The 20,317-nt window shown below is 48.3% G+C and carries 21 protein-coding genes and 2 rRNA genes; 1 reads left to right on the top strand and 22 read right to left on the bottom strand.

Features of this window, described 5'->3' with window-relative positions:
- Positions 1 to 8: 8 nt before the first annotated feature.
- From ispE to metG, 9 genes are all read right to left on the bottom strand, one after another.
- Positions 9 to 875, bottom strand: a complete 867-nt coding sequence (gene ispE, locus ACXAD6_RS18780; RefSeq protein ID WP_474970199.1) for a 4-(cytidine 5'-diphospho)-2-C-methyl-D-erythritol kinase — start codon at positions 873 to 875, stop codon at positions 9 to 11.
- Between the two features lie 126 nt (positions 876 to 1,001).
- Complete coding sequence (locus tag ACXAD6_RS18775) at positions 1,002 to 1,181, bottom strand: small, acid-soluble spore protein, alpha/beta type (protein ID WP_474970198.1); 180 nt, start codon at positions 1,179 to 1,181, stop codon at positions 1,002 to 1,004.
- A gap of 182 nt (positions 1,182 to 1,363) precedes the next feature.
- Positions 1,364 to 1,624 (bottom strand): biofilm formation stimulator Veg, encoded by a 261-nt coding sequence (gene veg / locus ACXAD6_RS18770; protein ID WP_027953488.1) that lies wholly within the window; start codon positions 1,622 to 1,624, stop codon positions 1,364 to 1,366.
- Positions 1,625 to 1,900: 276 nt separating this feature from the next.
- On the bottom strand, positions 1,901 to 2,773 hold the full coding sequence (gene yabG, locus ACXAD6_RS18765) for a sporulation peptidase YabG (RefSeq protein ID WP_027953489.1): 873 nt from the start codon (positions 2,771 to 2,773) through the stop codon (positions 1,901 to 1,903).
- Positions 2,774 to 2,833: 60 nt separating this feature from the next.
- Positions 2,834 to 3,703 (bottom strand): 16S rRNA (adenine(1518)-N(6)/adenine(1519)-N(6))-dimethyltransferase RsmA, encoded by an 870-nt coding sequence (gene rsmA, locus ACXAD6_RS18760; RefSeq protein WP_474970197.1) that lies wholly within the window; start codon positions 3,701 to 3,703, stop codon positions 2,834 to 2,836.
- The gene (gene rnmV / locus ACXAD6_RS18755) at positions 3,693 to 4,256 is read right to left on the bottom strand and encodes a ribonuclease M5 (RefSeq protein ID WP_474970196.1); all 564 of its coding nucleotides are present in this window, start codon (positions 4,254 to 4,256) and stop codon (positions 3,693 to 3,695) included. Before rnmV ends, rsmA begins: the two co-directional genes overlap by 11 nt.
- Positions 4,257 to 4,353: 97 nt before the next feature.
- Positions 4,354 to 5,646, bottom strand: a complete 1,293-nt coding sequence (locus ACXAD6_RS18750; protein ID WP_474970195.1) for a ubiquitin-like domain-containing protein — start codon at positions 5,644 to 5,646, stop codon at positions 4,354 to 4,356.
- 210 nt (positions 5,647 to 5,856) lie between these two features.
- The gene (locus tag ACXAD6_RS18745; protein WP_474970194.1) at positions 5,857 to 6,630 is read right to left on the bottom strand and encodes a TatD family hydrolase; all 774 of its coding nucleotides are present in this window, start codon (positions 6,628 to 6,630) and stop codon (positions 5,857 to 5,859) included.
- Between the two features lie 72 nt (positions 6,631 to 6,702).
- A complete protein-coding gene (metG, locus tag ACXAD6_RS18740; RefSeq protein ID WP_474970193.1) occupies positions 6,703 to 8,658 on the bottom strand; it encodes a methionine--tRNA ligase in 1,956 nt (651 codons plus the stop codon).
- 413 nt (positions 8,659 to 9,071) lie between these two features.
- Between metG and ACXAD6_RS18735 the strand changes: the two genes are divergently transcribed.
- Positions 9,072 to 9,347, top strand: a complete 276-nt coding sequence (locus tag ACXAD6_RS18735; protein WP_027953495.1) for an AbrB/MazE/SpoVT family DNA-binding domain-containing protein — start codon at positions 9,072 to 9,074, stop codon at positions 9,345 to 9,347.
- A gap of 124 nt (positions 9,348 to 9,471) precedes the next feature.
- On the opposite strand, the gene rsmI is transcribed toward ACXAD6_RS18735, so the two are convergent.
- The 13 genes from rsmI to ACXAD6_RS18670 all read right to left on the bottom strand — a co-directional run bounded on the left by rsmI (position 9,472) and on the right by ACXAD6_RS18670 (position 20,264).
- Complete coding sequence (gene rsmI, locus ACXAD6_RS18730; protein WP_474970192.1) at positions 9,472 to 10,350, bottom strand: 16S rRNA (cytidine(1402)-2'-O)-methyltransferase; 879 nt, start codon at positions 10,348 to 10,350, stop codon at positions 9,472 to 9,474.
- The gene (locus ACXAD6_RS18725) at positions 10,328 to 10,612 is read right to left on the bottom strand and encodes a GIY-YIG nuclease family protein (protein WP_474970191.1); all 285 of its coding nucleotides are present in this window, start codon (positions 10,610 to 10,612) and stop codon (positions 10,328 to 10,330) included. Before ACXAD6_RS18725 ends, rsmI begins: the two co-directional genes overlap by 23 nt.
- On the bottom strand, positions 10,602 to 11,345 hold the full coding sequence (locus ACXAD6_RS18720) for a tRNA1(Val) (adenine(37)-N6)-methyltransferase (RefSeq protein WP_474970190.1): 744 nt from the start codon (positions 11,343 to 11,345) through the stop codon (positions 10,602 to 10,604). The genes ACXAD6_RS18725 and ACXAD6_RS18720 overlap by 11 nt, the downstream gene beginning before the upstream one ends.
- A 74-nt stretch (positions 11,346 to 11,419) precedes the next feature.
- A complete protein-coding gene (gene yabA / locus ACXAD6_RS18715; RefSeq protein WP_474970189.1) occupies positions 11,420 to 11,770 on the bottom strand; it encodes a DNA replication initiation control protein YabA in 351 nt (116 codons plus the stop codon).
- 16 nt (positions 11,771 to 11,786) lie between these two features.
- Positions 11,787 to 12,614 carry a PSP1 domain-containing protein gene (locus ACXAD6_RS18710; protein ID WP_027953500.1) on the bottom strand — a complete coding sequence of 276 codons (828 nt, stop codon included), beginning with the start codon at positions 12,612 to 12,614 and terminating at the stop codon, positions 11,787 to 11,789.
- Between the two features lie 7 nt (positions 12,615 to 12,621).
- Entirely contained in the window at positions 12,622 to 13,608 is a 987-nt protein-coding gene (gene holB / locus ACXAD6_RS18705) for a DNA polymerase III subunit delta' (protein ID WP_474970188.1), read from the bottom strand.
- 13 nt (positions 13,609 to 13,621) lie between these two features.
- Entirely contained in the window at positions 13,622 to 14,062 is a 441-nt protein-coding gene (locus ACXAD6_RS18700) for a YaaR family protein (RefSeq protein WP_474970187.1), read from the bottom strand.
- Positions 14,063 to 14,071: 9 nt separating this feature from the next.
- The gene (locus tag ACXAD6_RS18695; protein WP_474970186.1) at positions 14,072 to 14,401 is read right to left on the bottom strand and encodes a cyclic-di-AMP receptor; all 330 of its coding nucleotides are present in this window, start codon (positions 14,399 to 14,401) and stop codon (positions 14,072 to 14,074) included.
- Between the two features lie 55 nt (positions 14,402 to 14,456).
- Positions 14,457 to 15,086 (bottom strand): dTMP kinase, encoded by a 630-nt coding sequence (gene tmk / locus ACXAD6_RS18690; RefSeq protein WP_474970185.1) that lies wholly within the window; start codon positions 15,084 to 15,086, stop codon positions 14,457 to 14,459.
- Positions 15,087 to 15,088: 2 nt separating this feature from the next.
- Positions 15,089 to 16,504 carry an aminotransferase class I/II-fold pyridoxal phosphate-dependent enzyme gene (locus ACXAD6_RS18685; RefSeq protein ID WP_474970184.1) on the bottom strand — a complete coding sequence of 472 codons (1,416 nt, stop codon included), beginning with the start codon at positions 16,502 to 16,504 and terminating at the stop codon, positions 15,089 to 15,091.
- Between the two features lie 327 nt (positions 16,505 to 16,831).
- Positions 16,832 to 17,014 (bottom strand): sigma factor G inhibitor Gin, encoded by a 183-nt coding sequence (locus ACXAD6_RS18680; protein WP_474970183.1) that lies wholly within the window; start codon positions 17,012 to 17,014, stop codon positions 16,832 to 16,834.
- A 140-nt stretch (positions 17,015 to 17,154) separates the two neighbouring features.
- A 5S ribosomal RNA gene (gene rrf, locus ACXAD6_RS18675) occupies positions 17,155 to 17,268 on the bottom strand.
- A gap of 79 nt (positions 17,269 to 17,347) precedes the next feature.
- Positions 17,348 to 20,264, bottom strand: a 23S ribosomal RNA gene (locus ACXAD6_RS18670).
- Between the last annotated feature and the right edge of the window lie 53 nt (positions 20,265 to 20,317).

Raw genomic sequence — 20,317 nt, 5'->3', positions numbered from 1 at the left:
GGAATTTATCAAGTGGTTTCCCGGTAACCAAGCATCCTTACCATATAAACCTCCGTACAGAACCCTTTCAGGCTGTTGTAAATCCGCTGGGCACGGGCATCCTGATCGACAAGACAGAACACGGTCGGTCCGCTTCCGCTCATGAGCACAGCGTCCGCTCCTGCCTGCTTCATCTGCTCCTTGATCTGGCCGACTTCCTGATGAAGACCGAGAGTGACACCTTCCAGTGTATTGCCGACATGAGAGCAGATCCCGTCGTAATCTCCAACCTTCAGTGACTCAACCATCGCCGTGGTATCAGGATGAAGCGCCCCTTTAAGATCCAGGTTCTGATAAACCGTCTGGGTCGATACGCCGATAGTCGGCTTCGAAAGGACGACCCAGCATGGCGGCGGAGCCGGCAGTGATTGAATTTTTTCACCACGACCGGTCGCAAGTGCTGTTCCTCCGTAAACACAGAACGACACGTCCGAACCGATTTCAGCACCAAGGACGGCCAGTTCATCCATAGACAGGCCGAGTCCCCACATCCGGTTCACTCCGCGCAGGACAGCCGCTGCGTCACTGCTTCCCCCGGCAAGACCAGCCGCAACGGGAATGTTTTTTTCAATATGAATATGCACACCTTTTTTTACACGGAAACGATCCTGGATCAGCTTTGCCGCCCGGTAGGCAAGGTTTCGTTCATCATTCGGAACAAAGCGGCTTTCAGATTCCACTCTTACGACAGGTTCACGTAGAAGCGTCAGCTGGATACGATCCGCTAAATCAACGGTCGTCATCACCATTTCAACTTCATGGAAGCCGTCCGGTCGTTTATGTAAAACATCTAAGGACAAATTTATCTTGGCAGGAGCTTTTTCTAAAATCTGCATATAAGCACCTCTTCTTCTGGATTATCTGAAAGCATTGTACCATATTTCGCACCTGGAAGAGGAAGAAGGACCTGTAAAACAGACAAACCTGTAAAACCCCTTGATGCCCGGCATCAAGGGGAACGTTCAGTTTTGGTTTTTCACCATTTGTTCTTCTGCCATTTGTATCGCCCGTTTGACCATGTTGCCGGCATCGCGCCCAGAGATGCCGCCCCAGCCATCTTTCTGTACCTTGTCGTAAAACCCAAGTTCCTTCGCGATCTCTTCTTTAAACGAATCGGACATCATGCTGCGCTTACGTCCCATCGTTCTCAGCTCCTTTCGCTTTCACTCAGCTACGACAACGTTAGTATGTGCCAAACCACTCACCGGAAAACCGGTAGTTCTATACAATACTGGCAGGAACTTCTACAATAAAGCCGCCTGCTGTAGGCTGACGAATGGCTTTCCGTCATGAAGGCAAAATAAAAAAGCAGCAAACGGAAGGTTCACTGCTCAAGGGCCAAAGTCTTAAGGTCATCAAAGGTCAGTTCGACTGTCTCTGTAAGTACATCTGCATAGCTGTATGATACACGTTCAAATGCATTTTCTTCCTGGTCAAGCTCGACAATGAAAACCGCAGGATAAGTTTCTGCTAAAACACCGGAACGCTCAATCGTCTTGCGGCGCCCGCCGTTTGCTTTCAAAGTTAGTCGTTTACCAATCTGTCCTTCTAGGGACTGCTTAATTTCACCTAACGTTTTAGCCACTGCACTCCACCTCACTGTTTATAAGAATACCACAGACTATGGACAAAGTCAAATAAAGTTATCAATTATACCAACTGATCGAAAACATTGCAACAGAATGATATAAATAATTACTCTTGGTTAGGTTATCCATAAGTAGGAAAAGTATGTAGTTTTTTGCGGCATTTCTGCGGGATTGAATCAGCAGGAATCCAGTGCCGGATGATTCGAAACAAAGGATGACGACACGTCGGGCCATCCCAAAAGTGAATAGCCGTTGTTTGTTGGAAACAACGGCTATAATTCTTCCTGGTTTTTCGTATAGGGGATGCCGATCCGAAGAAGTCCCTTCGTCTCTATTCCGCCAAGCCCATCCTGACCACTGATGGTGTTGCGGATAACCTCCCATATATTAATATGATCCTTGAACGACGTATATGCCACTCTGGCTGCTACATACACAGGGTCAATGGCGTGGATGTTCACCCGGGATGGTGAGCTCGCAAAATTGGCCCCGGCACGGATGATCGATTCAAAGTGCGACTGACAGGCTCCAGCAAATACGACCAGTTGATCGAAATTAGGGTAGCTGCGCCTGATGTTCCTCACCGCTTCGACAAAATACTTGGAATGGCGGTACGATTCCAGTTCCCTGACCGGACCTTTCGCTTTCGAATACGAGTCATGTCCCGTTAATACGACGATTTCCGGATGAACTTTTTCTATTAAAGGCAGGACTTGGTGAGGCATTTCCTTCTCATGGAGATACTGTCCGTGTACCTGCAGGCCAAGCTGTTCATATAAGGCAATGCATTTTTTTAAAAACAACGGGTCCCCATCAATATGGAGGATACGCGGCGGGATTTGAAAATAGCTCGTTTCTTCATCGGTTCCGTATCCACTTCCTGCATCCGCTTCCCGCTGTTCCCTTAACAGCCGGTAATCCTGTCTGAATAAGCGGTAGGAAAAGGCTTCCTGTTCCTCTACACGGCTTTTTCTACGGTGGTACTCCGCGCCTGTGACTTCTTCCACATCATCCAGCGGGGCGTCCGCCTCGAGACGGATATGTTCACCCATCAACTGGACGACGGAAGAGGATTTCTCTTTCACACGGAAAATTACATCGTGCTGATAAGACTTCCTCGTAACGAGGTCTCCATTTGATATCATTTCTTCCCCACCTTACTCTAAGCACTACATTAGTGTATGTGAAAAGATGGGCTTTGTGTCTTACTTATACAACTCATTCGCAAGAGCTGCAAACTCTTCCATCGACAAGGATTCTCCGCGGCGGGAAGGATCAATGCCGGCTTCATCCAGGCGGGTCCGCAGTTCACTCTTATCCATGCGGCCCTTGAAATGACGGGCCAGGTTATTCATCAACGTTTTCCTGCGCTGCCCGAAAGTGGCTTTGACCACATCAAAGAAAAAGTCTTCATCTTCCACCTGGACCGGAGGCTGATCACGCATCTCCAGGTGCAGGACAGAAGAATCCACGTTCGGCTGCGGCATAAAGACGGTCTTAGGAACAGTCAGGGCTACGGCCGCTGTTGTATAGTACTGGACAGCAATCGACAACGATCCATAACTCTTCGTGTTCGGTTCGGCGGCCATACGGTCGGCCACTTCCTTTTGGATCATGACGGTTATGCTGTCAATCGGCAGATGACTCATCAACAGCTTCATCAGAATAGGCGTCGTAATGTAATAAGGAAGATTGGCGACAACCCTGACCGGCTGTCCTTCCTTGAACTGTTCCTGAATGACCTGTTCTACGTCGGCTTGAAGAATATCCTGATTGATGACATGCACATTATCATATGGACTCAGTGTATCTTCCAAGATCGGAAGCAGACGCTGATCAATTTCAAAGGCTACGACACGATCGGCATGACGGGCCAATTGTTCTGTAAGCGCTCCGATTCCCGGACCGATTTCAATGGCTCCTGCCTCTTCATGAATACCAGCCTCTTCAATAATATTCTTCAGAATGTTTACGTCGATAAGAAAGTTCTGGCCGAGGCTTTTCTTAAACGAAAATCCATACTTCCCGAGTATTTCCTTTGTACGTGATGGTGTCGCAACCGCTTTACTGTTCATAGCTTTCCTCCTGATTGATTCTATCTATACTTTCAGCAAGCTGCCGGCGGGTGATATGAAACATATTCAACCGGCGGAGCAGCTGCTTTCCATTGGTTTTGCCTATGTTTAAGTCCATGCCTATCTTTTCTCTTAAGTCAGCAGAATGCGGGCCTCCGATCAAACCAAGGTCGATCAGATCCTGCTTTGAAATTTCCCCTGCCTTCTCATCCATCAGCTCATAGACAGCGCTTAAAGCTGTTTGAATGTCCGTAATGGAAGCATGCTCTATTCCGATCCCTTTATCCTGCCTCGCTCTGGCCTGATGCTTCGGAAGGAAGGCGTGCTTGCAGTCCGGAATCTTCTGCGCAATGATATGACGGATCCGCTCTCCCGGATAATCGGGGTCCGTAAAAATAATGATGCCCCGCTTCTCCTGCGCATGCTTGATGCGTGTCAGCACCTCTTCATCAATAGCCGATCCGTTCGTTTCAATGGTATCTGCATCCACGGCCCGTTTAATTTTGGCCGTGTCGTCTCTTCCTTCAACGACAATGACCTCTTTAATTTTCAATGGTATATCCTCCCTGCACGTCCGTTTATAAACCTCTCCCTAGCATACCATGAGTCTATACACGGAAAAAAGCAGAGGAAAGGTTCCTCTGCTGTCTTCACTCATCCAGTATTTTCACTTGTACCGTTTTTGAACCAAAGTTGTAAGCTTCGCTCTTGGAAGAGACATGAAGGTCAATCCGTTTCCCATTGATTGCTCCACCCGTATCTCCTGCAATGGCAGTTCCATAGCCTTCCACCCAGACACGGCTGCCCAGCGGAATGACGTCCGGATCGACAGCTACGACTTTCTTATCAGGGTTTTCATTTAAATCAATTCCCGTTGCTGTTACGCCCGAGCATCCGGCACACTCCGCCGTGTACGCTGTAGCGTGCATCCGCATCGTTTGACTCGATTCTTTTTCACGGCTTGTTTCCGGACTGCTTTTTGAAACGTTGGCAGATGTCTGCACAACTTCGCGGGAAGAGTCTGTGTCTTTTTCAGCATCTGAAGTGGAGGCTGCCAACACAGGCTGTGGTGTGGGTTCATCCACTTTTGTACCAAGCGCTACGATTTCCCTTCGGCTTTCCTGATCGACCGTCTCTTCTACAAGCTCACGGCTGACCTCTTCGCCATTTTCAATCGTAACTTCATACTCCTTCGTCACAAGACCTTCCTGCCCGTCTTCCAGCACCTTGCGCTCCCCTTTCGGAAGGGAGTCGTCCTTTTTCACTTCAACCGAATAATCCGTTTCTTCTTCGACAATGTCAGTCACCTTTTCCACCCGCGTGATTTCCAGCGGTGTATCCGCAGATACCCATGCATCCGCATCAACGTTCAATTCATCCAGGTCATCGAGTTCAATTCCCTGTTCTTTCAATAATTCTTCCACAGTGGAAGGTGTCGTCCATATATGTTCCTCGTCTCCGCCATCATTCAACGTAACTTGAAAGGCTTCAGCGACCTCAATACTCATGCCATCAGCGAGATGCTCACTGGATTGGTGGGACAGCTGATCGTGTTCCTTGAATTCCAGATCATTCTCCTTGAAAAACTCTCCGACAGTAGCTGCCGTTGTATAATAGTCTTTCTTTTCCCCGCCATCGATGGCCAGGTGAACCGATTTTGATGCTATGTATTCAACATCCATTCCGTATTCAACTGAATCAGATAATTTATGTGATAATTCATCATGCGATTGTATGGAAACGTCCAGATCAGACAATAATTCCTCTACCGTATCCGCATGAGTACGAATCAATTCTTTTTCTCCGTTCTGAGTCACCTGGACAGAAGCCTTGGTCGCTTCATAGGTAACGGTCACTAAAAAGGCGGATGCCAGGATAACAGATAATACAGCCCAGAAAGTCGTTTGACTGACAGCTTTTTTTACAATTTCTTTTCTATTCATCCTAAAGGCCCCCTCTCTTAAGCACGCGTTCCATTGTATTCAAGTGACAAAATGATGTCAACTAACTCCCCTTTAAATAAAATGGAGGAGTCAGATGACAATCACTGACTCCTCCATTATGCATTTATGCCCAGATGAATAACATAACAGGCATGTTACAATTCCCATACAATTCTCAAACAGCTGTAATATTATGACCAAAGTCCTCCATTACGAATGGGAAATACCAAAGAAGGACAGGGCATTCTCTGTCGTGACACGGCTGACCTCTTCATAAGAGATCCCCTTCAATTCAGCGACCTGTTCGGCTACAAGCTTTACGTAAGCCGGTTCGTTCCGTTTGCCTCGATTTGGATGAGGAGCTAGAAACGGACAGTCCGTCTCCACAAGCATATGCTTTAAATCAACGGCTTTGGCGACTTCTTTCGGAAGCTTGGCATTCTTAAATGTCACAGGTCCGCCCAGGGAGATCAGGAAATTCATATCGATACATTCCTGAGCAGTTTCTACAGGGCCGCTGTAACAGTGCATAATCCCACCGACTTCTGCTGCGTTCTCCTCTTTCAGGATCTGCACAATATCCTCCGTTGCCTCCCGGTTGTGAATGATGATCGGCATCTTGACTTTTTTCGCCAGCCTGATCTGCTTCCGGAAGACGTCCTTCTGCACATCAGCCGGCGATTTATCCCAGTGGTAGTCGAGTCCCATTTCGCCGAGAGCCACTACTTTCGGATGAGAAGTCAGCTCTTCAATCCAGGCCAGGTCTTCATCAGTCATATCGACCGCATCGACCGGGTGCCACCCCACAGCCGCATAGATATTCTCATCCGATTCCGCAATTTCCAGTGCCTTCGGAATCGTCTTTCTGTCAAAACCGACGACAGTCATATACGTCACACCAGCTTCGCGTGCCCTTTGGATCGTTTCCTCAAGGTCTTCTTCAAATTGATCGGCATTCAAATGAACGTGTGTATCAAAAAGCATCGTTGTCCCGCCTTTCTTTTTTCATTGGAAAAGGGAAAGCGCTGATTAGAGCTTTCCCTTTTTAGTCCTGTGTTATTTCACTTTTGTGCCATTGCTCAAGGTCTGATCGACAGAAGCTAGAGCAAGCTTTCCATTGTCTTCACCGGCAAGAATCATCCCCTGGGACAATTCACCGCGCAGTTTCACCGGCTTCAGGTTGGCAATACAGATCACTTTCTTACCAACGAGTTCCTCTGGTGAATAGTGTTCGGCAATGCCTGAGACAACCTGACGCTGCTCAAAGCCAAGATCGAGCTGGATTTTCAGCAGTTTATCCGCTTTTTTCACTTTGTCGACTTTCAAAACTTCAGCTACGCGGAAGTCGAGTTTGGCGAAGTCCTCAATCGTCACTTCATCAGCAAGATCGGCTGGAGCTTCCTTTTTCTCTTCTTCCTTCGGAGCCGGCTGCTTCATCATATCTTTAATGATCTGCGTCTCTTCCTCTGCGTCAAGACGCGGGAAAATCGGCTCGTCTTTTTGAACAGTCGTTCCTGCTGGAATCAATCCGAACTCTGCAAGGCTTTCCCATGACTTGAAACGCTCTTCATTCAAGCCAAGCTGTTGGAAAATCCGGTCCGGTGTCTGCGTCAGGAATGGCTGCAGCATCACTGCGGTATGACGGAGGGCTTCGGCCAGGTGCGCCATGACATTTCCGAGACGCTCCCGTTTCGCTTCATCTTTCGCAAGCACCCATGGCTGCGTTTCATCAATGTACTTGTTCGTACGGCTGATGAACTTCCACAACGTGGAAAGCGCAACGGAGAACTCCATATTTTCCAACGACTCTTCGACGCCGTCAAGCGTTTCACGGGCAAGACTTTCCAGGCTTTCATCAAAGGTATCCTCAGCCAGTGTAAGCGCCGGGATCTGTCCATCAAAGTATTTGCTGATCATGGCCACTGTACGGTTCAACAGGTTGCCAAGATCATTGGCCAGGTCATAATTGGTCCGCTCTACGAACGCTTCCGGAGTGAAGACGCCATCAGATCCGAACGGTACTTCGCGAAGCAGATAGTAACGCAGGGCGTCAAGACCATAGCGGTCACTGAGCTGAACCGGGTCGACGACATTCCCTTTTGATTTGGACATCTTGCCGTCCTTCATCAAAATCCATCCGTGGGCGAACACTTTTTTCGGAAGCGGAAGATCCAGCGCCATCAGCATGATCGGCCAGTAAATCGTATGGAAACGGACAATTTCCTTCCCTACCAGCTGGACATCGGCCGGCCAGTATTTCTGATAGCGTGTATCATCATCCGTACCATAACCGAGGGCTGTAATGTAGTTACTCAAGGCATCAATCCACACGTAAATGACGTGTTTTTCATTACCCGGCACGCCGATTCCCCAATCGAAGGTCGTCCGGGAAACCGCCAGATCTTCAAGTCCTGGTTTAATGAAGTTGTTGATCATTTCATTCTTCCGGCTTTCCGGCTGAATGAACGTTGGATTCTTCTCATAAAAGTCAAGAAGCTGATCCACGTAGTTGCTCATTTTGAAGAAGTAGGACTCCTCTTTAACTTTCTCCACTTCACCGCCGCAGTCCGGGCAGTGCCCTTCATCAAGCTGGCGTTCTGTGAAGAAGGACTCGCACGATGTACAGTACCATCCTTCATATTCGTCGAGGTAGATATCCCCTTTTTTCATTAAATAGTCGAAAATTTTCTCCACGACCACTTTGTGGCGGTCCTGTGTCGTACGGATAAAATCATCATACGTAATATCCAGCTTATCCCACAGCTGCTTGATTCCGCTGACGATATCGTCGACGTACTCCTGTGGCGAAACCCCTTTTTCCTCGGCTTTCCGCTGAATCTTCTGTCCGTGCTCATCCGTCCCTGTCAGGTACATCACATCGTACCCCCGCAGGCGCTTATAACGGGCCATCGCATCGCCGGCCACCGTTGTATAGGCATGTCCAATATGCAGATTACCACTCGGGTAATAGATTGGTGTTGTAATATAGAACGTATTCTTTTCCTCTGGCATCCTGTTCCCTCCTCAAAAAATCATCCTAACGCCATGAAAGGTCATGGTATCATTCTATCGATTTATTTCTTTTATTTCCATTCCTAACATTAAAATATACCGAAAGTTGTGTAAAACTGTCAAAAGAAGCACACATTAGTGCTTCACATCTGTAAATACCGTGGTAAAATAGGACATATATAACCGAAGTGGATAAACTATCCATTTTTGGAACCGATATAAATGGAGAAGAGGAAATCAGGCCTGCGGAAATCACTCCTCTCCCCCATTTTATATACCTCACCTCGTATAGGGATATGGAAATCTCTGCACCTTTTTTAGTAATTGACACGTCTGGGAATGGTTGGTACTATTATGTCGAGACATATGTCGAAACATGACGATCAAACTTTTGATTGAGGGGAGATAGAAAAATGAAATCTACAGGTATTGTACGTAAGGTGGACGAGCTTGGTCGCGTTGTGATTCCGATCGAACTTCGCCGCACACTGGGGATCAATGAAAAAGACGCATTAGAAATTTACGTGGACGATGACCGCATCGTTCTCAAGAAGTATAAGCCGAATATGACTTGTCATATTACTGGTGAAGTTTCAGACGACAACATGAAACTGGCCAACGGCAACCTTGTTCTAAGTAAAGAAGGCGCTCAAATGCTTCTTAACGAACTTCAAGACAACCTTAAATAAAAAAAGAGATAAACAAAAGACGACGACAATCACTGGTTAGCGAATAGAGAGATAATCAGTCTGACATATGCTCCAAAACAAATCCCTTACTGGACAGGCCTGACAGTAAGGGATTTTCTTATATCTATTCATCCTGGATGACGTGATAAGCCTGATAAACATCCCGTTTTGGAAGTTCTCTGTCCAGGGCGGTCTGTTTAATCGCCTGCTTGCTTTTCATCTGTTCTTTCTCGATGTAGTGGTCCACATGGTCAATCAGGGAAATCCCCGCCCACCATGCCTCCTCCTGCTTTTCCTCTTCTGAAGAGCCTTCTATAATGATGCAGAATTCCCCACGCAGGTCCTCGTCCTCAGCCCACTGGGCGAGTTCAGGAAGGGTCCCGCGTACATATTCTTCAAAACGCTTGGACAATTCCCGCACGAGCGATGCTCTTCTTGCTCCGAACTCCTCATTCATATGCGCGAGCATTTCCTTCAGACGATGAGGAGATTCATAAAAGATCAACGTCGCTCCATAAGGTTTCAGACGTCCCAATACAGCTGCCCTGTCTTTCTTTTTACGTGGCAGAAAGCCACAAAAGTAAAATTCATCCGTCGGTAAACCGGACCCGGCCAAGGCTGGGAGGGCGGCATTCGCCCCTGGAAGAACAACGACTGGAACGTCCTCCTCCACCGCTTCAGCCACAAGATCTGTACCCGGGTCTGAAATCCCCGGCATCCCCGCATCGCTGACAAGAGCAATGGTCTGCCCTGCCTGCAGCTGTTCGACCAGCTGAGATCCCTTGGTGTATTTGTTATGCTCATGATAGCTGACCAACGATGTGTGAATATCGAAATGATTCAGCAGCTTTCTTGTATTCCGGGTATCTTCTGCCGCAATCATATCAGCACCCTTTAAGGTGGATACAGCCCGGTACGTCATATCCTCCAGATTCCCGATTGGTGTAGGTACAATATAAAGGGTACCTGTTGGATGTTCATTAAAGCTCTTTTGAATTTTCACCAGCTTCCTCCTTCCGCTGTTCAATCCATATTTCTTTTTTCGTTCTGGCCATCCGCTTTAAACGGTATTCCTCCTGGAGGGCTTCTCTTTTATGATCATAACACTGCCACGCTTCCAGTACGAGCGGTCCCCGGCCCCTGGTATATTTAGCTCCTTTTCCTTCCCGATGCTTCTGCAGACGGAGCTCGAGGTTATTCGTATACCCGGTATAAAGGCTCCCGTCCCCACAACGAAGCATATAGACATAATGACTACCGTCCATTTAGAATATCCTTCAGTTCATCGGTGTAACCGCCATCTTCCTGAAGCGCATAGAATGGCGGAAGGATTTTCAATCCAGGACGACCGTCCCGCACCCCTTCAATCAAAAGGATGTTCGCTTCCTTCCCTGCTTTCGGGTAGACAAGCCGCATCCGCTTCGGCTCCAGCTTATGGGCTTTGAAACGTTGGATAATCTCCACAAGCCGGTCCGGCCGATGCACCATGGATACTTTCCCACCGGATTTTGCAAGCCGGCTGCATGCAGATACTACATCCTCAAGAGTACAGTGAATCTCATGGCGGGCGACAGCCAGGTATTCATTCAAGTTATGTTCCTCTGTTTTGGGTGTTGGAAAATAAGGAGGATTGCAGGTGACCAGATCGAACTTGTTATTACCGTAATAGGCCGGCATCTCCTTCAAATCCCCATGGATCATCTGAAGCTGATCACCGAGTTCATTCAATTCAACATTCCGAACCGCCATATCATGCAGACGCTCCTGGATTTCCACTCCAGTTATGGGTACGGAAGAGCGTGTGGATAGAAACAACGGAATGACCCCGTTTCCCGTACACAAGTCGAGAATCTTTCCTCTTGTTTTCGGTACGTACGTAAAGTCGGCAAGCAGAACAGCATCGAGCGAAAAGGCAAAAGCGCTCGGGCTTTGGATAATCCTCCGTTCTTCCTTGGCTAATAAATCATCGATTCGTTCATCATCTTTCAATTGTACCATCCGTCTGTTTCCTTTCTTTCCGATATAAAGAGAGCCCTTCCTCGAACGAGCAAGGAAAGGGCCTGGACCTGGATTTATTTCTTTTTATTCAAAAATGATAGGCAGAACAAGCAATCCTCGTCTCTCGGGCTGCCGAAATGCAGATTACAAATATGAAAGCCTTCTTCATAGAGTCTGGCCAGATTATCATAGCCTTCTCCGACGACCGTGCCTTTGTCCTGTTTCGACGAGGGTGAGGAAGGGGTCTCCTGTTTCTCATTTTCCTTTTCCAACCGCTGCCGCAGATGATGATTCTCAAGCGATAAATGCTGGTTCTCTTCCAATAGATAGGCCAGCTGCTTTTTCAGATCTCCAAGCTGTTCATACAACTCGCCGATCTGGCTTTCGAAATGGGATACTTGTTCAAAAATGGCTTTCTTATTCACGGTCGACTTCACCCTTTTATTCTGAGGCTTCGGTTTGAAGGACGCCTTCATCAATCAGTTCCTGAAGGGAATACTCCAATACACGTTCCTTCTCGCGGAATTCAACCTGAACCATGCGTTCAAGCATGTTGAGACCGACCACTCTGCCTTTCCCATAAGAAGTTGATATATTCTCACCGAGATCCGGAAGCTCTTTTTTCGCATTTTCATAATCATCATTTTCGTACTTCAGACAGCACATCAAGCGGCCGCAGAGGCCTGAAATTTTGGCTGGGTTGAGCGACAGATTCTGGTCTTTGGCCATTTTAATAGATACAGGCTCGAAATCCCCGAGGAACGTAGAACAGCAGAGCATTCTTCCGCAGGGACCGATGCCGCCGAGCATCTTGGCTTCGTCACGGACACCGATCTGTCTAAGCTCGATTCTCGTTTTGAAAACAGACGCGAGATCCTTGACGAGTGTCCGGAAATCGACGCGTCCATCGGCAGTAAAATAAAAGATCACTTTATTGCGATCAAATGTATATTCAACATCGACAAGATTCATGTCCAATTTATGTTCACGGATTTTTTTCACACAAACCTGGTAGGCTTTTTGAGCATTGTCTTTGTTTTCATCCACGGTGAGTTTATCCTTGTCATCCGCCATGCGGATCACTTTCTTAAGAGGTAACACCACATCTTCTTCATCTATGGATTTATTAGCAATGACAACTTTTCCGAATTCAATCCCGCGGACCGTTTCCACAATGACGTAGTCTTCCGTCGTCATACGCAGTCCACCTGGATCAAAGTAGTAGACCTTACCGGCTTGTTTAAATCGGACACCTACAACTTCGATCATACGATCATCACCTCTGTAGTTGAAGGGTAAGTTGTTCCATCACTAAATTAGGATGGACATTTTGATTTATCTTTCGTTTTGCCTCAAGAATGCTGGAAAGACCTCTGGCTGCCGACTGTCGTGACCATCTCATGACCGACTGGTTCAATTTCTCTTTCTCTGAAATGAAAACGATCGAATCTTCCCGGTCCAAAAGTTGATGGATCATATCCTGAAACCAGAGTATGAGCACGTCAAGACCGCGCTGCAGCTGGGTGCGTTCCTTAAAGTGAGGCATCCATTGATGGTTGATAAACAAAAGTCCTTCATTTGGTTTGTTTTGAAGCACTTCAATTAATTGTATCACTATTTTTCTAGCATTCGCAAACCACTCATCCTCATTCATCTCCAGTGCTTCCGTCATGTTATTCGTCAAAGCCGCAAGCAGGCGGGCGTTTGAGTTGGAAACGCCTTCTTCAATTAATTTTTTCTCCATGATATGCGCCTGGAGCGGTTGAAAAGCCAGCAGCTGGCATCTGGATCGGATAGTATCCAGAATCGTGGCGCCGTTTTCCGTTAACAGCATCGCGGTTGTCTGCCGGCTCGGCTCCTCGAGGAACTTCAACAGGCGGTTCGCCGCGTTGACGGTCATTTTTTCTGCATCCACAATGATATAGACTTTACGGTTGGACTCCAGTCCTGTGTATGTGAATTCCTTTTGCAGATGAAGGATCTGGTCTTTTTTAATAGACTGTCCATCCGGTTCTATCCAGTGCAGATCGGGGTGGTTCCCCGAATCGATACGGTGGCAGTCGCGGCAGTTCTGACACGGTTCCGCCCCGTCTTTATTTTTACAGAAAATACTTTTCGCAAATAGTAAACTCATTTCTTTTTTTCCAGTGCCGCGATCTCCCTGAAATAGATAGGCGTGGGAGATGCGGTCTTTCTTGAAGCTGTTGACCAGCATCTGAGCCGCTAACGGCTGTAATTGTTTCATATCCTGCCACGTCTGCATGTACATACCGTCCTTATGTGTAAAGATTAATCAGCAGACCTTTCATTTCACCCATCAATCCAAGCAGGTCGACCGAACGCTTCTCCTGATCCATCACCATTTCCGTAAGTTCCAGAAGCTGCTCATCAATGGTTTCAATGAGCGTAAGCCTGCGCGTCTGTCCATGAGGACTCCATTGCTGGGACTGCTTGAGGTTTGTGCCGTACTGCACGGATTCTTTAATGAAATCCTTGATGAGACGTTTATATTTAGCAAGATCCCTGAAGGAACGGGAGCGCGCAACGCGTTCCCCCTGGGCCGTAATCGTCTCCACAAGCCGGTCCAGCTGATTCTGCTGCAGCTGCTGAGTCTGGGTCTGGATGATCGTACCGAACGTCCGGTTTCCCTGAGGTATCTTTCCTGTGTTTTTAACAGGGCCTTCCACATTTGCTCTTATATCCTGATTGATTTTCATAAGAGCCTCTTAAAAATGGAAAAAGGAATCGACAGGTAAGATGAACACCGTCGCTCCTCCGACTTCCACCTTCACAGGTTTCGGAATGTACGAGTCGGCATTCCCCCCCATTGGAGAAATCGGTGCCACCATCTGTTCGCGCTGGCTGCAATTTTCCCTGATGATATCGAGGGCACGATCGACGTGATCATCTTCACAGCCGATCATGAATGTCGTATTTCCTTCCCTGAGAAAACCACCGGTGGTCGAAAGTTTAGTTGTTTTAAAGTCATTTTTGGATAACGCATCATTTAAACGGCTGCTGTCCTTATCCTGGACGACCGCAATAATCATTTTCATGAGAACAGCCCTCCTGTTTGGGTGTTTTCTCCTATTATAACAAATCGCGGAAGGATTATGAGGGTAAGGACGCACGTAGAATTCTTGAGGCGTCCTTTTTCACTTCGTCGAACGACCGGCCGGCATCAATGATTTGAATACGGTCTTTACTGCGTGCGGCAAGTTCCTCATAAGCCTCGTGGACTTTTTTGTGAAAAGCAAGATGTTCTAAATCGAGACGGTTCTGTTCCCGTCCTTTGTTCTGTGCAATCCTGTCGAGACCCTCTTCCGGGTTTATATCAAACAGCAGAGTCAGGTCCGGCATGCAGTCTTCTATCGCAAACTCATTGATTTGATAGACCTCTTCCATACCAAGCCCCCGGGCAGCACCCTGGTAGGCCAGACTGGAATCGACGAAACGGTCACACAATACAATGCTCCCTTTCTCTAAAGCGGGTAAAACCTTTTCAACAAGGTGCTGCCTCCGGGCTGCTGCATACAACAGTGCCTCTGTCCGTGCATCCATTTCTGTATGGTCCGGATTCAGGATGACTTCTCTAATTTTTTCTGCAATACGGATTCCACCCGGTTCCCTAGTTTCCATGACCGGGTATCCCTCACTCCGAAGTTCAGCGGCGATTTCTTTCAGCATGGATGACTTTCCAGCCCCATCGCCGCCTTCAAATGTTACAAACAATCCCTTCACAATCATTCTCCTTTAAACACTCGCACCCCTGTTGCCATATCTAAGTTCTGAAAACGTGCGCCCTTCTCCACCAAAGAGTGGACGGCCTGGATATGTGTACTGGAAAGGCGTTCCCCTTTGAGTATCAAAGGGATTCCGGGTGGATAAGGGATGATGGCTTCGGCGGCTGCCTGTCCTTCCGCTTCGTTCCAGTCCATAAGAACGACCGGTTTTTCCCTCATCTCCCAATAACTCCATTCCAATGTTTGAATAGGTGGAAACGATATTTGATCTTGCTTTATTGTAGCATGGTTTTCCGTCTTTTTTAATTTGTTATCGACGAAAGCCAGTTGTTTCTTTAAGTTAGCCAAGGAAAAATAAGGCTCCAGCCCTAACACGAGCAGCACCTGGTCCGTTGAAGCCATCTCGGGGACCAGTCCCTGCTTTTCCAATACATCAGCTACAGCAAAGCCTGTGTTCGTCTCAGGCTCAAGAATGATCTTCATTGTATCGTCCCAAGGAGTGATGGGAAGAACACGCCAATGCTCCGGATAACCTTCAAATACTGCCCGCACATCCTTAATGAAAGAAACAAGCGTTTTCCGATCCTCTGTAGACCACTGCTGTAAGTAATCCCTTGCCAGATCAAGACTCGCCATCAATGGATAGGAAGGACTGCTTGATTGAAGCATCTGCAGGTAGTGGCGCAGACGGGCTGAAGAGACGCGGCACCCCTTTATATGCAGGTAAGAAGCCATCGTCATCGCCGGGGCCATTTTATGGGCCGACTGGACGACGGCGTCGGCCCCCGCTTTTAAGGCCGGCTCCGGGAATGGAGGTCCTAAATGAAAATGAACACCATGAGCTTCATCAATCAGCAGAGGAATATCCCGGCTGTGGACAACGGAAGCGATCTCTCTCAAAGGATACGTCCGGCCGAAATAATCGGGATAGGTTAAAAAAACAGCACGGCTGTCCGGATATTGGTCGAGCGCTTTTTGGATAGACGATGGTGTGACCCGGCTGTAGCGGCCCGTATCCTCCTCATATTCAGGGGCAATGAATACTGGTTTTGCTCCCGCCAGTTCTATACCATTCAGAACAGATTTATGACAGTTCCGCTGCACGATGATTTCATCACCCGGCCCGCAGACTGTTAAGAGGAGCGCCATATTTCCAACCGTCGTACCATTCACGAGGAAAAACGTCTCTTCACTTCCAAAAAAACGAGCCGCGTGGTCCTGCGCCTCGCGTATGACGCCCTCCGGAGCATGCAGATCGTCCAATCCACTGATTTCTGTCGCATCCAGTCCAAGAAAGCCGGTATCCTCTCCCTTATATATCTGCCCGTATTTATGACCTGGAACATGAAAAGAAATCGGTTCTTTCTCTCTATTTTTCTGCAGCGCCTCATAAAGAGGCGTCGATTTTAAATTCACGCGCACTCCATCCTTTCTTCTTCCTCTACACTACCGGAGATCGCCTCCTCAGGCAATCCACCGAAGATTTGCCGACCCCTGCAGGGTTTAAAGAGCAAGTCTGTCCTTTTACTCTATAAATTTGAAACAGAAAAAAAGAAGACCTTCTGTTTAACAGAAAATCTTCCTTTTCAAATGATCATTTGATAATGTTCCAAGCATCAGCGATGCCCGTCTGGTAAGTGAAGCCTTGGTATCCACCGGCCGCACGGCTTGAGAATCCGCGATCTTTTTCTACTGGTAAAGACAAACCACTTCAAGATCATTGTTGGTACAAGTCACCATACGTCAGGAGGGAATCATGGACTTCTGTGCCTCTGCCATTTTCTTCACAAAATGCACATACTTCGGATCATCCGCCGGTGTGTCTTTTATTTCTGATTCACAGGCTTCGCAGATATAAATTTTCAATAAATATAATCCCTGGTCGGTTTTCCTCTCACAAATGCTGCATCGATCTTTCCTACTCATCGCTATCCCCCTCTTTCCGTGCGATTTAAATGCTACAGCCTTAGTATGTCCAAAACTATGAATCTTATACTTTCAAGGTCTATGTACATGCAAAAAAAGATAGAAAAAAACCTCCAGGACAATCCTGAAGGTTTTGTGTGACGTGGCAGCGTCCTACTCTCACGGGGGTAAACCCGACTACCATCGGCGCTGAAGAGCTTAACTGCTGTGTTCGGCATGGGAACAGGTGTGACCTCTTCGCCTTCACCACCACATCAATATAAAGTTTGAGGTGAACCCTCAAAACTGGATAAGGAAACAACTATTGATTAAAACATCATTCACGAAGTATATATAGATAAGTCATCGATCCATTAGTATCCGTCAGCTCCACGTGTCACCACGCTTCCACCTCGGACCTATCAACCTCATCGTCTCTGAGGGATCTTATCTGCTCGAAGCAGAGGGAAATCTCATCTCAAGGGGGGCTTCATGCTTAGATGCTTTCAGCACTTATCCCGACCACACGTAGCTACCCAGCGATGCTCCTGGCGGAACAACTGGTACACCAGCGGTGTGTCCATCCCGGTCCTCTCGTACTAAGGACAGCTCCTTTCAAATTTCCAACGCCCACGACGGATAGGGACCGAACTGTCTCACGACGTTCTGAACCCAGCTCGCGTACCGCTTTAATGGGCGAACAGCCCAACCCTTGGGACCGACTACAGCCCCAGGATGCGATGAGCCGACATCGAGGTGCCAAACCTCCCCGTCGATGTGGACTCTTGGGGGAGATAAGCCTGTTATCCCCGGGGTAGCTTTTATCCGTTGAGCGACGGCCCTTCCATACGGTACCGCCGGATCACTAAGCCCGACTTTCGTCCCTGCTCGACTTGTAGGTCTCGCAGTCAAGCTCCCTTGTGCCTTTACACTCTGCGAATGATTTCCAACCATTCTGAGGGAACCTTTGGGCGCCTCCGTTACTCTTTAGGAGGCGACCGCCCCAGTCAAACTGCCCACCTGACACTGTCTCCGGACCGGATTACGGTCCTGGGTTAGAATGTCCGTACAGCAAGGGTAGTATCCCACCAGCGCCTCCACCGAAGCTGGCGCTCCGGTTTCCAAGGCTCCTACCTATCCTGTACAAGCTGTACCAACATTCAATATCAGGCTGCAGTAAAGCTCCACGGGGTCTTTCCGTCCTGTCGCGGGTAATGTGCATCTTCACACATAGTATAATTTCACCGGGTCTCTCGTTGAGACAGTGCCCAAGTCGTTGCACCTTTCGTGCGGGTCGGAACTTACCCGACAAGGAATTTCGCTACCTTAGGACCGTTATAGTTACGGCCGCCGTTTACTGGGGCTTCGGTTCAACGCTTCGCATAAGCTAACGCATCCCCTTAACCTTCCAGCACCGGGCAGGTGTCAGCCCCTATACTTCGCCTTACGGCTTCGCAGAGACCTGTGTTTTTGGTAAACAGTCGCTTGGGCCTTTTCACTGCGGCTCCTCGGCAGAGGAGCACCCCTTCTCCCGAAGTTACGGGGTCATTTTGCCGAGTTCCTTAACGAGAGTTCTCCCGCTCACCTTAGGATACTCTCCTCGCCTACCTGTGTCGGTTTGCGGTACGGGCACCTCTTTCCTCATTAGAGGCTTTTCTTGGCAGTGTGAAATCAGGAGCTTCGGTACTATAGTTCCCTCCCCATCACAGCTTGACGTTGTCGGGCGGATTTGCCTATTCCGACCGTCTCACTGCTTGGACGTGCACATCCAATGGCACGCTCTCCCTATCCTCCTGCGTCCCCCCGTCATTCAAACGGAAAGGAGGTGGTACAGGAATATCAACCTGTTGTCCATCGCCTACGCCTTTCGGCCTCGGCTTAGGTCCCGACTAACCCTGAGAGGACGAGCCTTCCTCAGGAAACCTTAGGCATTCGGTGAAAGAGATTCTCACTCTTTTTTCGCTACTCATACCGGCATTCTCACTTCTAAGCGCTCCACCAGTCCTTACGGTCTGACTTCGCAGCACTTAGAACGCTCTCCTACCACTGATCATAAGATCAATCCGCAGCTTCGGTGGTGTGTTTAGCCCCGGTACATTTTCGGCGCAGAGTCACTCGACCAGTGAGCTATTACGCACTCTTTGAATGATGGCTGCTTCTAAGCCAACATCCTGGTTGTCTAAGCAACTCCACATCCTTTTCCACTTAACACACACTTTGGGACCTTAGCTGGCGGTCTGGGCTGTTTCCCTCTCGACCATGAACCTTATCACCCACGGTCTGACTCCCAGAACAAAGTCTATGGCATTCGGAGTTTGACTGAATTCGGTAACCCGATAGGGGCCCCTCGTCCAATCAGTGCTCTACCTCCATGACTTTCTATTCTGAGGCTAGCCCTAAAGCTATTTCGGAGAGAACCAGCTATCTCCGTGTTCGATTGGCATTTCACCCCTACCCACACCTCATCCCCGTAATTTTCAACTTACGTGGGTTCGGGCCTCCAGTCAGTGTTACCTGACCTTCACCCTGGACATGGGTAGATCACACGGTTTCGGGTCTACGACCGCATACTCATTCGCCCTGTTCAGACTCGCTTTCGCTGCGGCTCCGCTTCTGCTGCTTAACCTCGCATACGGTCGTAACTCGCCGGTTCATTCTACAAAAGGCACGCCGTCACCCATTAACGGGCTCCGACTACTTGTAGGCACACGGTTTCAGGTTCTATTTCACTCCCCTTCCGGGGTGCTTTTCACCTTTCCCTCACGGTACTGGTTCACTATCGGTTACTAGGGAGTATTTAGCCTTGGGAGATGGTCCTCCCGGATTCCGACGGAATTCCTCGTGTTCCGCCGTACTCAGGATCCACTCCGGAGAGAGGAAGATTTCGACTACAGGGCTGTTACCCTCTTCGGCTGATCTTTCCAGATCGATTCGTCTATCTTCCTCCTTGATAACTCCAAAGGAGTGTCCTACAACCCCAGAAAGCAAGCTTTCTGGTTTGGGCTGATTCCGTTTCGCTCGCCGCTACTTGGGAAATGGCGTTTGCTTTCTCTTCCTCCGGGTACTTAGATGTTTCAGTTCCCCGGGTCTGCCTTCCTATACCTATGTATTCAGTATAGGATACTGTCCCATTACGAACAGTGGGTTTCCCCATTCGGAAATCTCCGGGTCAAAGCCTGCTTACGGCTCGCCGGAGCATATCGGTGTTAGTCCCGTCCTTCATCGGCTCCTAGTACCAAGGCATCCACCGTGCGCCCTTATTCACTTAACTATCTTCGTGAAAAGACGTTTATATAAATCAATTAGATGTCTTGTCATCATGAT

The sequence above is a fragment of the Halobacillus sp. ABH2_015 genome, from assembly GCF_056158945.1.
Note: the sequence above shows the minus strand (reverse complement) of the source record. Positions and strands in the feature narration are given on the sequence as shown.

Coding starts and splice junctions, on each gene's coding strand:
- ispE (WP_474970199.1), bottom strand. CDS start 875: ATGCAGATTTTAGAAAAAGCTCCTGCCAAGATAAATTTGTCCTTAGAT.
- ACXAD6_RS18775 (WP_474970198.1), bottom strand. CDS start 1,181: ATGGGACGTAAGCGCAGCATGATGTCCGATTCGTTTAAAGAAGAGATC.
- yabG (WP_027953489.1), bottom strand. CDS start 2,773: ATGATATCAAATGGAGACCTCGTTACGAGGAAGTCTTATCAGCACGAT.
- rsmA (WP_474970197.1), bottom strand. CDS start 3,703: ATGAACAGTAAAGCGGTTGCGACACCATCACGTACAAAGGAAATACTC.
- ACXAD6_RS18750 (WP_474970195.1), bottom strand. CDS start 5,646: ATGAATAGAAAAGAAATTGTAAAAAAAGCTGTCAGTCAAACGACTTTC.
- ACXAD6_RS18745 (WP_474970194.1), bottom strand. CDS start 6,630: ATGCTTTTTGATACACACGTTCATTTGAATGCCGATCAATTTGAAGAA.
- metG (WP_474970193.1), bottom strand. CDS start 8,658: ATGCCAGAGGAAAAGAATACGTTCTATATTACAACACCAATCTATTAC.
- ACXAD6_RS18735 (WP_027953495.1), top strand. CDS start 9,072: ATGAAATCTACAGGTATTGTACGTAAGGTGGACGAGCTTGGTCGCGTT.
- ACXAD6_RS18725 (WP_474970191.1), bottom strand. CDS start 10,612: ATGGACGGTAGTCATTATGTCTATATGCTTCGTTGTGGGGACGGGAGC.
- ACXAD6_RS18720 (WP_474970190.1), bottom strand. CDS start 11,345: ATGGTACAATTGAAAGATGATGAACGAATCGATGATTTATTAGCCAAG.
- ACXAD6_RS18710 (WP_027953500.1), bottom strand. CDS start 12,614: ATGATCGAAGTTGTAGGTGTCCGATTTAAACAAGCCGGTAAGGTCTAC.
- holB (WP_474970188.1), bottom strand. CDS start 13,608: ATGCAGACGTGGCAGGATATGAAACAATTACAGCCGTTAGCGGCTCAG.
- ACXAD6_RS18700 (WP_474970187.1), bottom strand. CDS start 14,062: ATGAAAATCAATCAGGATATAAGAGCAAATGTGGAAGGCCCTGTTAAA.
- ACXAD6_RS18695 (WP_474970186.1), bottom strand. CDS start 14,401: ATGAAAATGATTATTGCGGTCGTCCAGGATAAGGACAGCAGCCGTTTA.
- ACXAD6_RS18680 (WP_474970183.1), bottom strand. CDS start 17,014: ATGAGTAGGAAAGATCGATGCAGCATTTGTGAGAGGAAAACCGACCAG.